The 12,563-nt window shown below is 72.3% G+C and carries 10 protein-coding genes; 2 read left to right on the forward strand and 8 right to left on the reverse strand.

Annotation, left to right across the window (positions count from 1 at the left end; genetic code table 11):
* Positions 1 to 1,963: CHAT domain-containing protein (locus tag BN12_RS11480; protein WP_048552589.1), on the forward strand; the 1,963-nt coding region annotated here is incomplete at its 5' end.
* Between the two features lie 854 nt (positions 1,964 to 2,817).
* Here BN12_RS11480 and BN12_RS11485 read toward each other — a convergent pair.
* Positions 2,818 to 4,128, reverse strand: a complete 1,311-nt coding sequence (locus BN12_RS11485) for a S8 family peptidase (RefSeq protein WP_048552590.1) — start codon at positions 4,126 to 4,128, stop codon at positions 2,818 to 2,820.
* Between the two features lie 161 nt (positions 4,129 to 4,289).
* On the opposite strand from BN12_RS11485, the gene BN12_RS11490 reads away from it, so the two are divergent.
* Entirely contained in the window at positions 4,290 to 4,595 is a 306-nt protein-coding gene (locus BN12_RS11490; RefSeq protein WP_048552592.1) for a virulence factor, read from the forward strand.
* A 72-nt stretch (positions 4,596 to 4,667) separates the two neighbouring features.
* On the opposite strand, the gene cimA is transcribed toward BN12_RS11490, so the two are convergent.
* From cimA to BN12_RS11525, 7 genes are all read right to left on the reverse strand, one after another.
* The gene (gene cimA / locus BN12_RS11495; RefSeq protein WP_048556319.1) at positions 4,668 to 6,245 is read right to left on the reverse strand and encodes a citramalate synthase; all 1,578 of its coding nucleotides are present in this window, start codon (positions 6,243 to 6,245) and stop codon (positions 4,668 to 4,670) included.
* A 447-nt stretch (positions 6,246 to 6,692) separates the two neighbouring features.
* Complete coding sequence (locus BN12_RS11500) at positions 6,693 to 7,655, reverse strand: type IV toxin-antitoxin system AbiEi family antitoxin domain-containing protein (protein ID WP_048552595.1); 963 nt, start codon at positions 7,653 to 7,655, stop codon at positions 6,693 to 6,695.
* Between the two features lie 109 nt (positions 7,656 to 7,764).
* Positions 7,765 to 8,490, reverse strand: a complete 726-nt coding sequence (locus BN12_RS11505) for a gamma-glutamyl-gamma-aminobutyrate hydrolase family protein (RefSeq protein ID WP_048552597.1) — start codon at positions 8,488 to 8,490, stop codon at positions 7,765 to 7,767.
* Between the two features lie 67 nt (positions 8,491 to 8,557).
* Entirely contained in the window at positions 8,558 to 9,325 is a 768-nt protein-coding gene (locus BN12_RS11510; RefSeq protein ID WP_048552599.1) for a 3-oxoacyl-ACP reductase, read from the reverse strand.
* A gap of 15 nt (positions 9,326 to 9,340) precedes the next feature.
* Positions 9,341 to 10,720, reverse strand: coding sequence for an aldehyde dehydrogenase family protein (locus tag BN12_RS11515; protein WP_048552601.1), 1,380 nt, complete (start codon positions 10,718 to 10,720; stop codon positions 9,341 to 9,343).
* Positions 10,717 to 12,111 (reverse strand): glutamine synthetase family protein, encoded by a 1,395-nt coding sequence (locus tag BN12_RS11520; protein WP_048552606.1) that lies wholly within the window; start codon positions 12,109 to 12,111, stop codon positions 10,717 to 10,719. Before BN12_RS11520 ends, BN12_RS11515 begins: the two co-directional genes overlap by 4 nt.
* 73 nt (positions 12,112 to 12,184) lie before the next feature.
* The coding region (locus tag BN12_RS11525) for a FadR/GntR family transcriptional regulator (protein WP_048552608.1) at positions 12,185 to 12,563 on the reverse strand (379 nt) is incomplete at its 5' end.

Raw genomic sequence — 12,563 nt, forward strand, 5'->3', positions numbered from 1 at the left:
CGCTCGCCGCTCGACGTCCCTGGCCCTCCAGGTCCGGGCCCGGCTCGCCGAGGCGGAGCTGCGCGTCGAGTCGGCGGACCGGCTCGCCGCGATGCGGGCGGCCCGGGCCGGTCTTCGGGCGGTGCACCGCCGACAGGCCGTCCTCGGAGCGACGGACCTTCGGGTGTCGACCGCCCGATACGGGGAGCGGCTGGGAGCCCTCGGCGTGTCGCTCGCCCTCGACGGCGGGCACCCGCGGACCGTCTTCGCGTGGGCGGAGCGGTCCCGGGCCGGGTCCGTCGTGCGGCGGGCGCTCCCGCCCGAGGACCCGGCATACACGGCGGCCCTCGTCGAGCTTCGTCGTCGCTCCCACGACCTCGTCGACGCCCAGCTGTCCGGGGAGCCGACCGCTGCACTCCGGGCCGCTGCCGCGAGAGCCGAACGGGCCGTCGTCGCGGCGAGCCGCTCCGCCCACGGGTCCGGCGCGTCATCGTCGGACGGCGAGGTCTCGCCATCCGAGCTCGTCGTGGCGTTGGCCGACCGAGCCCTCGTGGAGTACGTGCGCGACGGGTCCGAGCTGTATGCCGTGGCGGTCGTGTCCGGTCGGTGGAGGCTCGTGCCGCTCGGCGCGGTCGATCCGATCTCCCGCCTCGCCGACCAGGTCGGCTTCGGGCTCCGGCGCGCGGCCTCGGTGCGGGAACCAGGAACGGTGACCCTGACCGGAACCGCAGCCGGCGGGCGCGACGGAGCCGGGACTGGTGCCGTCAGCGCGGGCGAGGCCGGCGGGTCGGGCGGGGTCGACGCGGCCGGCGAGGAAGGGGCGAGAGAAGGACTCCGGTCCGACTCGATATCGGGCGAGGGCGACGGGGGCGGTAAGGCGAGAGTGGCCAGCTCCGGCGAGTCGGGCGAGATCGACCAGGCAGGCAAGGCGAGGGCGGCCAGCTCCGTCGAGGCCGGCGGGTCTGGCGGGGTCGACGCGGCCGGCGAGGAAGGGGCGAGAGAAGGACTCCGGTCCGACTCGATGTCGGGCGAGGGCGACAGGGGCGGTAAGGCGAGGGTGGCCAGCTCCGGCGAGGCCGGCGGGTCGGGCGAGGTTGGCGAGGGCCTGGCCCGGGTGGTCCGAGCCGGGGTGGACGGAGCGACCGCTGACGCGGCGCGTCTGTTGGAGGAGCGCCTGCTGGGTCCCCTCGGGGACCTTGGGGGTCGCGATCTCGTCGTCATCCCGACCGGTGTCCTCCATAGCGTCGCCTGGGGTGTCCTGCCTCGGCTGGAGCATCGACCGGTGACGGTGGCGCCCTCCGCTCGGGCCTGGCTGCGTGCCCAGCGAGCCATGCCGTCACGGGACCGGCACGCGCGAACAGTTGTGGTCGCCGGCCCTGGTCTCCCCGGAGCTGCGAAGGAGGTCGCCCGGCTTGGCGTCGCATACCGCGCAATCGGCTCCTCGGGTCGCCCGACCACGACGCCGGAGCGGGCAGACACCCCGTGGGACACGACCGCCCCGGCGCGGCACACGACCGAAGCGCTGGACGGCACCGACGCGACGGTGCACCAGGTTCTCCTCGCCCTGGACGGCGCGGACACCGCGCACATCGCGGCCCACGGCATCCTGCGCGCCGACAACCCTCAGTTCTCCGCCTTGGAGCTCGTCGACGGACCGCTGACCGTCTACGACCTGGAGCGCCTGCGGACACCCCCACGACTCATGGTGCTGCCCGCCTGCCGCTCCGGGGTCCATGCGGTCCTCGCCGGAGACGAGGTGATGGGACTCGTCGCGTCGCTGCTCGCGATGGGAACGGCCGACGTCATCGCCCCTGTCGCGGTCGTCGACGACGCGGCGACGACGGAGGTCATGGTCGCCCTCCACGAGCGCCTGCGAGCCGGAGACCGCCCCGACGTCGCGCTCGCCGCGGTGCGGTTCGCCGTCTCAGGCGCCTCCCCTACCACGCGAGCCGCAGCTGCCGCGTTCACCTGCCACGGCGGCTGACGACCGGCCCCGTCACGCGACCCTCTACCCGCACGTGCCGAGTTGATGTCGTCGCCGGCCCAGTCGTGGAGCATCTTCTCGGCAGGTGCGGGGTTGTCGTGGTCCCGGGCGCCGACCGACCACGGAAGGCCCACACCTGCCGCAGTCCGCCTCGGCACGTGCGGGGTTGTCGTGGTCCCGGGCGCCGATTGACCACGGAAAGCCCACACCTGCCGCAGTCCGCCTCGGCACGTGCGGGGTTGTCGTGGTCGGGATCCGCCAGGGGCGGACTGGGCTCCTTCTGGGGAAGCTGACCTGAGTCCTGGCTCTGACCAGCTTCCCCACAAGGCCCCGACCCCACATCCTGTGCGTCCACGGACCCGGGCCTACGTCCACGGGACCCGGGCCGGGTGGTGGTCGACGACATCATCACCGGGGCCGACCGCTCCCCCACCGGAGCAGGATCGAGCGTCCGTCCGTCGAGCCCCGGATGGACGCCCTCCCCAAGACGACATCAACCCGGCACGTGCGGCATTCACTCCCGCACGTGCCGAGTCGATGTCGCGGCCGGCCCGGTCGCCGAGCATCTTCTCGGCACGTGCGGGGTTGTCGTGGTCCGGGCACCCACCGACCACGAAAAGCCCACACCTGCCGCAGCCCACCTCGGCACGTGCGGGGTTGTCGTGGTCCCACCGGTCGACCGACCACGAAAAGCCCGCACCTGCCGCAGCCCACCTCGGCACGTGCGGGGTTGTCGTGGTCCCGGGCGTCGACCGACCACGAAAAGCCCGCACCTGCCACAGTCCGGGAGTCGAGGAGTCCGGGGATCGAGGAGTCGAGGAGTCCGGGGATCGAAGAGTCGAGGAGTCCGGGAGTCACCGGGTGAGATCGACGGGCGGGGTGTACAGGCGGCCGCCCCCGGGGTAGGAGCCGCGCGGCAGCTCGTCGAGGAAGGCGTCCGCGATCTCGCGGGGGGTGAGGCGCGTGTCCTCCCTCGCGGCATACCGGCGGGCGATCTCGGTGGCCACGAGAGGTGCGGCGAAGGACGTCCCGCTCCACGTGGCGTAGCCGTCGAAGTCGGTGCCGGTGTCACTCGAGGGGTAGGTGCCCTGCACGTACGCGCTGCGCAGGCCGACGCCCGGAGCCCAGAGGTCGACCCAGTAGCCGCCGTTGGAGAAGGCGGCCACCGGGCGTGCGGGATCCGACGAGTCGTAGGCCCCGACCGCGAGGACGCCTTTGACGGCCGCCGGGTAGAAGAGGGCGTCGGATGCGTCGTTGCCTGCTGCCGCGACGACGACTCGCCCCTGCGACAGCACCTGGTGGATGGCCGCCGTGAGTGCCGGGGGGCTGCCGCCGTCCTCCGTGTACCCGCCGAGCGACAGGTTGACGACGGGCGCGACGGTCTCGAGGAGCTCCGCCGAGATCGTCGCGTCGTCGCCGAACCCCGCAGGCGAGAGCACCCGCCCGGGGTCGATCCGCACCGTAGGAGCGAGCCGGTGGACGAGCCCGCAGACGAACGTCCCGTGGCCGCCCTCGGTCGCGAGGAGCCCGGACTCCTCGAAGAGCAGGTTCGTGTCGTCGGCGTCCTTCTCGACGACACTCGCGAGACCGGGGTGCAACACGGCGACCCCCACCGCGACACCCGTGTCGAGCACGGCGATGTCAGGGGCCGCACCGAGGTCGGTGGCGGCGGTGCCCGTCGGCTCCGCGAGAGGGTCCGCCGGAGATGGCGGCCCGCCCGGTCCGCCCTGGTAGACAGGCTCGCCGGAGAGCACGTGGTTGAGATGGGCGCCAGCGGTCCGGATCCGCGGGCCACCAGGGGTACGCGTCGGCGGGGTGCGGCGGCGGACCTCAGCGACGGCCTCGACAGCCGTCGCCCGGTCGTCGGTCAGCATGGCGAGGCGCAGGCCCAGCGGTTCGAGCCGCTCGTCCACCGTCTGCGGATCGGCTTCGAGCGGAACCTCGCTCGTCAGCCTCCAGTGGCCGGCCGGTGCCGGCCCGCCGACCGTGATGCCGCCCACCGCCGCGCAGGACCGCGCGCCCGCCTCGTCGACGAGGAACTCCCGCGCCCGGTACAGCCCGTTGCGCCCGACGACGAGACGGCCCTCGCTCTGCGCCGTGTCGATCTCCGCCAGCCGGCGGTCGCGCAGGTACCTCAGCTGCTCCGCCCGGTCCTTCTCGTCCATGGCGACGTCCCTCTCGTCCGGTGCCGCGGCATGTCGGTCGGCAGGCCGCCGGGTTCAGGATGCTCCCTCGGCCGGGCCTGATACACCGCCGAGACCCGAATGCGATGGGTCGTCGACGCGCGAATGCGGACGGAACGCCGACGCCCGGATACGATCGCCGCGTGACCGAGTACCAGGTGACGTACTGGCGGGATCTTCCCTCGATGGTGGTGGCCAGGGATGGCGAGCAGGCGACGAAGGCGAGCCTCCCGCCGCGCTTCATGGAGGCCATCGACGAGGCCGCGATGCGCCTCGGTGCCGACGCGAGCGAGGACTATCTCGCGGGTTGGCGCCGGGGCGACTGGATCCCGTCCGACGAGGACCCCGAGAGGCTGACCGAACGGGTCGTCGCCGAGCTCGAGGCGACCTGGGGCGAGGACGCCGTCACGGCATACCTCGACGGACTGGGCGCCCCGGGCGACACCTGATCCCCTCGCCGGGGTGATGCCCATCGGCTCCTGGGGCGGCGCCTCACCGCCGCAGGCGCCGCATACCCGCGTTCAGCGGACGGGGACCCCCGCCTTGATGAGGCCGTAGGTCACCCCTTCGACAAGCGCGTGCCACGAGGCCTCGACGATGTTGCCGGCGACGCCGATCGTCTCCCACGACGTGCTGCCGTCGGTCGTCTCGATGAGGACCCGGGTCACGGCGTCGGTCCCGTGGGCGGCGTCGAGGATGCGGACGCGGTAGTCGATGAGCTCGAGCTGGTCCAGCTCGGGGTATGCGGGCAGGAGCGCCTGCCGCAGGGCGTGGTCGAGGGCGTTGACCGGCCCGTTGCCCTCTCCGGTCGCGACGACCCGATGCCCGCCCGCGACGAGCTTGACGGTCGCCTCGGACACCGCCTCGCCGTCGGTCCGCTGGTCGGTGATGACGCGCCACGACTCGACGTCGAAGTAGTCGGGCAGCTCGTCGAGCTCACGGCGCAGCAGCAGCTCGAAGGAGGCGTCGGCCGCGTCGAAGGTGTATCCCCGCAGCTCCAGCTCCTTGACGCGTTTGAGGACCCGCTCGGTCGTCTCGGTGTCGCCCGCGACGTCGAGCCCGAGCTCGCGGCTCTTCAGCTCGATGCTGGCGCGGCCGGCCATGTCGGACACGAGCATCCGCATGTCGTTGCCGACGTGCTTGGGGTCGGTGTGCTGGTAGAGGTCGGGATCGACCTTGATGGCGCTCGCGTGGAGACCGGCCTTGTGGGCGAAGGCGCTCGACCCGACGTACGGCTGCCTGCTGTATGCCGGCACGTTGGTCACCTCGGCGATGGCGTGGGCGATCCGGGTCGCCTCCTGCAGCTGGCGCTCCTCGACGAGCTGCCGTCCCCGCTTGATCTGCAGGTTGCTGACGATCGTCACGAGGTCGGCGTTGCCGGTCCGCTCGCCGTAGCCGTTGATCGTCCCCTGGACGTGGGTGACGCCGGCGTCGACGGCGGCCATGGAGTTCGCGACGGCGCAGCCGGTGTCGTTGTGGCAGTGGATCCCGAGCCGGGCGCTCGTCGCGCCGAGGACGTCGGCGACGACCTCGCCGATCCGGTCGGGCAGCATCCCGCCGTTCGTGTCGCACAGGGCGACGACCTCCGCCCCCGACTCCATCGCCGCCCGGACGGCCTCCAGCGCGTAGGCGCGGTCGAGGGCATACCCGTCGAAGAAGTGCTCGGCGTCGAGGAAGACCCGCCGGCCCTCGCCGCGCAGGAAGCCCACCGTGTCGCGGATCATCGCGAGGTTCTCCTCGAGCGTCGTCCGCAGCGCGCGCTCGACGTGGCCCGCGTGGCTCTTGGCGACGAGGGTCACGACGGGCGCCTGGCTGTCCAGCAGGGCCCGGACGAGGGGGTCGGAGGACGCGGCGCCGCCGGCACGCCGCGTCGCTCCGAACGCCGCGAGGGTGGCGTTGCGCAGCCGCAGCTCCGTCGCGGCCCGGGCGAAGAACTCGGTGTCCTTCGGGTTCGCCCCGGGCCACCCACCCTCGATGTACCCGACGCCCAGCTCGTCGAGGTGCCCGGCGATGGCCAGCTTGTCCGACACGGAGAGGTTGAGCCCCTCCTGCTGCGCGCCGTCGCGCAAGGTCGTGTCGTACACGTGCAGGTCGGTCATCGTCTCGCCTTCGTCGTCCGGTCGTCGGTATGCCGCGTCGCTGCGTCTCATTCTCCCTCGCCGCGCCCGCTCGCCCCGAGGGGTGGTGGGCCGCTCGCCGTGCTTCGTGATCACCCGCTCCACAAAGCAAAAGACCCCCCGGGTGTGGGAGGTCTGCGCGACGAGGGAGGCTCGTCGCGCTAGGTGATAATGAGGGCCGCGGTGGCGGCACAGTCACGCGTCACGGTCGGCATGCTGTCACGCCTCGTCCGTGTGCCGGAACCACTGGTCCACATGCTGGTATGCCGAACCGCACCTCTCCTCGCCCCCGCACTACACGTCGCGGTCTCGCGAAGACGTCGCGCCGATGGGCGGGACGTCTTCGCAAGACCGCGACTTCTGGCGCCAGCCGACCTGGCTCGCCCGGCCTGACGCGTGATCTCGCCAGGCCTGGAGGTGGTTCAGTGCTCAGACGGGGAGGCCCTTGGCGCGGCAGTCGGCACGCCAGCGAGCCTGGCGGACCAGCGTGGCAACCCGGTCCGGAGCGTCGAGGTCGGACCACACGAGCCGGACCACCTCATACCCCTCGGCGCGCAACCGGTCCTCGCGGGCCTTCTCCGCGACGATCGCCGCACGCCCCGAGGCACCCGCGTACTTCACCGCCCCGTCGAACTCCACGATGACCCGCTCGTCGACGAGGAAGTCCACCCGCGCGAGGAACTCCCCGTCGGACCCGAGGATCTCGACCTGCGACCGACAGGGGATTCCCAGCCCGGACAGCAGGAGCCGCGTCCGCGACTCCCCCACCGACTCGGCCGCCGGGTCGCTCTGGGCGAGCGCGGCTCGGGCTCGCGGCACCCCGCGGAATCGGCCGAGATGCTCGATGCGGCTCCTCAACTCCCCGGCGCTCACGAGCCCCGCGTGCGAGGCGGCATCCATGGCGACGAGGCCCGCTTCGAGCCCGGACACCGCCGCCGTCTGGACCAGGCAGGTCGCGACGGAGCACACGGGCACCCCGTGCACGATCATCGCGGGCTCGTCCTTGGGCAACGGCACGACCCGCATGCCGTCACGAAGCCGGGCGTGGTCGACGTCCCGCGACGCCACATCCACGTGGGTCAGGTCGACGCCGTGCAGCGGCAGCCCGTGGACGGCCAGCCCCGCGTGATGACTGGCCCACACCTTCGTCGTCGCCAGTCGGGCCGCGACGATGGCCCGGACCCGCAGCAGATAGTCGTCGTCGGCGGCCGTGGCCCGGTTCTTCTCGGTGACGGCGACCGGGAGGGCATACGCGCCCGCGCGGACTCGACGAACCTCGCCCCGCCGGACGAGCATCCGCAGGCGGTGGTCGGATACGCCGAGCGCGCGGGCCTGGGTGCGCGTGAAGACCCCGTCGGTCGCGGTCGTGAGCACGGTGAGGACGTCCTCCATGGCGCCGAGTCTCGCGGCTCCCCATCGCGGCCGGCCCCGGCGACCCGACCCTGTGGACGAGCATCCGTTGCGTCATGACCCTGTGGACGACAAGGCCGCCCGGCCCGGGTCAGAGGGACGCGGCGCGCACGAGGGCGGCGAAGAGGCGGTTGTCCTCGCCCGCCTCCGGGTGCCACTGGACGGCGAGCCGGAACGGCTCTCCGTCGTCCTCCATGGCCTCGAGCGTGCCGTCCGCGTGCCAGGCCGCCGGCACGAAGCCGGGATGGGTCAGCACGGCCTGGTGGTGGTAGGTGGGGACCTCGTGGGCACCGTCGCCGAGGATGGCCGCCACGCGCGTCCCGGCCACGGTCGTCACCGGGTGCCAGGCGAACTCGCCGATGGCCGGTGAATGGACGGTCGTCGACGTCCGGTCGGGCACGTGCTGCTCGAGCGTCCCCCCGGTCTCGACCGCCATGATCTGCATCCCGCGGCATACCCCGAGGGTCGGTGTGCGACGGGCGCGGCTCACCCGGGCGAGCGCGAGCTCCCACTCGTCCCGGTCCCGCCGGGCGGCCTGCGCGGTGAGGTCGGGCGCGGCGCCGTACCGCGAGGACTCGATGTCGGCACCACCCGCGATGACGAGCGCGTCCACCGCACCGAGGACGTCGGAGGCGGCCGCCTCGACGGACGCCGGGTCGAGGTCGACTCGCGGCGGCAGGACGACCGCGACACCGCCCGCCCGCTCGACGTGCCGGACGTACATGGCCGGGAGGACGACGGAGAGCTGGTCGACCCAGTCGCCGCGGGTCACCGGCTCGACATAGCAGGTGATGCCCACGATCGGCATACGGCTCATGGCTGCAGTCCTGCAGCGAGGGTGGAGAGATCACACCGGCCCGGAGCGGGCGTCACCACGCGGACGCTCACAGCGGAGTGACGTACGCGCCGCTGATGCCGCCGTCGACGAGGAAGGTCGAGGCGGTGATGAACGACGACTCGTCGGAGGCGAGGAAGAGGACGGCGCCCGCCATCTCCTCGGGTTCGCCGAAGCGTCCCATGGGGATGTGGACGAGCCGCCGCGCCGCCCGCTCCGGGTCCTTGGCGAACAGCTCCTGGAGGAGCGGGGTGTTGACGGGCCCCGGGCACAGGGCGTTGACCCGCACACCGTCCCGGGCGAACTGGACGCCCAGCTCGCGGGACATCGCCAGGACGCCGCCCTTGGACGCGGAGTAGGAGATCTGCGAGGTGGCGGCGCCCATGACGGCGACGAACGACGCGGTGTTGATGATGGATCCGCGCTTCTGCTCGAGCATGTAGGGAAGCGCCGCCTTGCAGCACAGGTAGACCGACGTGAGGTTGACCTCCTGCACCCGGCGCCACGCCTCGAGGTCGGTGTCGAGGATGGAGTCGTCCTCCGGCGGCGAGATGCCGGCGTTGTTGAAGGCGACGTCGACCGAGCCGTAGGTCTGCTTGGCGACCCGGAAGAGCGTGTCGACGTCCTCCTTGCTCGTCACGTCGACGCGGACGAACGTGCCGCCGACCTCGCTCGCGACCTCCGGCCCCCGGTCCTCGTCGATGTCACCGATGACGACCTTCGCGCCCTCCTCCGCGAACCGCCGGACCGTCGCGAGCCCGATGCCGGAGCAGCCCCCCGTGACGACCGCGGTCTTCCGCTCGAGGCGTCCAGCCATGTGTCGTGATCTCCTTCAGCTCGTCGTGTCGATGAAGACGTTCTTGACCTCGGTGAACGCGTCGAGGGCGTCCGGCCCGAGCTCCCGTCCGATCCCGCTGGCCTTGAAGCCCCCGAACGGCGTCGAGTAGCGCACCGAGGAGTGGCTGTTGACCGAGAGGTTCCCCGCCTCGACGCCCCGGGCGACGCGGAGGGCGCGCCCGACGTCGCGGGTCCAGATCGAGCCGGAGAGCCCGTATGCCGTGTCGTTGGCCTTGGCGACGGCGTCCGCCTCGTCGTCGAACGGCATGACCCCGACGACCGGCCCGAAGATCTCCTCGCGCCACACTCGGTCGCTCGTCGACGCCGGGAGGACGACCGTCGGTGGGTACCACCAGCCGGCTCCGGTCGGTGCGGATCCCCTGAATGCCACGTCGACCGGCTCGGTGCTCCCCTCGACGAATCCCCGCACGGTCTCGCGCTGTCCGGCGCTGACGAGCGGACCCATCTGGGACGTCTCGTCGGCGGGGTCTCCGACGGCCACCCCGTCGATCGCCGACTCGAAGAGGCCCATGAACCGGTCGAACACGCTGCGCTCGACGAGGATCCGGGACCGGGCGCAGCAGTCCTGCCCCGCGTTGTCGAGGAAGCTCATCGGCGCTGCCGCGGCGGCGGCCTCGAGGTCGGCGTCGGCGAAGACGATGTTGGCGCTCTTGCCGCCGAGCTCGAGGGTGACGCGCTTGAGCTGGTCGGCGGCGGTGCGCATGATGCCCTGCCCGACGACGGTCGACCCCGTGAAGCACACCTTGCGCACGGCGGGATGGGTGACGAACCGCGCCCCGACGACCGACCCCTTGCCCGGCAGGACGGTGAAGACGCCCTCGGGCAGGCCCGCCTCGAGGGCCAGCTCGCCGAGCCGCAGCGCGGTGAGCGGCGTCAGCTCGGCGGGCTTGAGGACGACGGTGTTGCCCGCGGCGAGCGCCGGTGCGAACCCCCATCCGGCGATGGGCATCGGGAAGTTCCACGGGACGATGATCCCGACGACTCCGAGCGGCTCCTTGAAGGTCACGTCGATGCCGCCGGCGACGGGGATCTGCTTGCCGTGCAGGCGTTCCGGGGCTGCGGAGTAGAACGTGAGAACGTCGCGGACGTTGCCCGCCTCCCAGCGCGCGTTCCCGATCGTATGCCCGGCGTTCGCGACCTCGAGCCGGGCGAGCTCCTCGTTGTGGTCGCCGACGAGATCGGCGAACCGACGCAGCAGGCGTCCTCGATCGGCGGGGGCGACGGCTCGCCAGGAGGGGCCGGCCGTCGCTGCCCGGGCGATCGCCTCGTCGGTCGCCTCGAGCCCGGCGAGCTCGACCGTGCGGACCGGCTCCTCCGTCGCGGGATTGACGATCGTGTGACGTGCAGAGCTCACAACCGCTCGAACCCCCTCACGCGCTCCCAGTCGGTGACCGCCGCGTTGAACGCCGCGAGCTCGACGTCGGCGGCATTGACGTAGTGGTCGACGACGTCGTCGCCGAACGCCTCACGGGCGAGCGCCGAGGTGGCAAGCAGGTCGCGGGCCTCGGCGAGCGTCGCCGGCACGTGCTCGACGTCGGCGGTGTAGGCGTTCCCCGCGAGGGCAGGGCCGAGGGTGAGCTCGTTGCGGATGCCGTACAGGCCCCCGGCGAGCATCGCGGCGACGGCGAGGTAGGGGTTGACGTCACCGCCGGGAACCCGGTTCTCGACGCGCAGACCCGCGCCGTGGCCGACGACGCGGAGTGCGCAGGTGCGGTTGTCGTGGCCCCACGCGACGGCGGTCGGCGCGAACGACCCCGGCTGGAACCGTTTGTAGGAGTTGATGTTCGGAGCATAGAAGTACGTGAGCTCGCGCATCGTCGCGAGCAGCCCCGCGATGAACCGGTCGAAGACGACGGAGTGGCCGTGGTCGCGCGACTCGTCGGCGAAGGTCAGCGACCCGTCGGTGCCGCGCAGCGACAGGTGGATGTGGCACGAGTTGCCCTCGCGCTCGTCGTACTTGGCCATGAAGGTGATCGACTGCCCGTGCGCGGCGGCGATCTCCTTCGCCGCCGTCTTGTAGACGACGTGGTTGTCGCAGGTCCGCACGACCTCGTCGTAGAGGAAGGCGATCTCGTGCTGGCCGAGGTTGCACTCGCCCTTGGCGCCCTCGACGGTGACGCCCGCGGCATACATCTCGTTGCGGATCTCCCGCAGGAGAGGCTCGACCCGCGTCCCGCCGACGATGGAGTAGTCGACGTTGTAGCGGTTCGCGCCGGTGAGCCCCTGGTAGCGACGGTCCCAGGCGGACTCGTAGGAGTCCTCGAAGACGATGAACTCCAGCTCGGTTCCTGCGTATGCCGTGACGCCGAGCCGCGCCGCGGCCTCGACCTGCGCGCGCAGGACCGATCGCGGCGACGGGCGCACCGGACCGGAGCCGTCGAGCCAGGTGAGGTCGCACTGGATGGTCGCGGAGTGCGGCTGCCCGGGCGTGCGGCGGAGCGTCGACAGGTCCATGTCGAAGAAGAAGTCGCCGTATCCCGTCTCCCACGACGACATGGCATACCCGTCGACGGTGTTCATGTCGACGTCGACGGCGAGGAGGTAGTTGCACCCCTCGGTGCCCGCCTCGAGGACGTGGTCGAGGAAGAAGCGGCCGTGCAGCCGCTTGCCCGTGAGCCGCCCCTGCATGTCGGTGAAGGCGACGATGACGGTGTCGATCGTGCCGTCCTCGATCTCGGATCGGAGGGTGTCGAGGGTGAGCGTCGGCGGCCCGGAGCGGGTCCCTCCCGATGCGGCGGTGGTCATCGCCTCTCCTTCCCGTCCGTGGTCGTGGCGTCCTCGTCCGTGGCCTTGGCTGCCGTTCGTCGACCGGGTGCCCTCATCCGATGAGGCCGCGGAGCAGGGCCGCCGTCGCGTCGCAGTGCTCCTCCATGACGGCCCGGGCGCGCTCCGGGCTGCCGGCGAGGATCGCCGCGACGACGGCGTCGTGCTGGTCGTTCGAATGGTCGATGTTGGGCCGCAGGACGGGGATCGCGCAGAGGAGCTCGTTGAGGGCCGACTGGGCCCGGGTCACCGCCTCGATGAGCATCGGCGACCCGGAGAGCGTCGCGACGGCGAGGTGGAAGCGGCTGTCGGCGAGGCGATGGGCCGCGTTGTCCGGGGCGGTCCGGGTGGCCCGGGCGCTCTCGATGAGCCAGGCCCGCTGGTCGGCGGCGAGGGGGCGGGTCGCCGCGAGGGCCGCGGCACCCGGCTCGACG

It is taken from the genome of Nostocoides japonicum T1-X7 (assembly GCF_001046855.1).
GTDB lineage: Bacteria > Actinomycetota > Actinomycetes > Actinomycetales > Dermatophilaceae > Nostocoides > Nostocoides japonicum.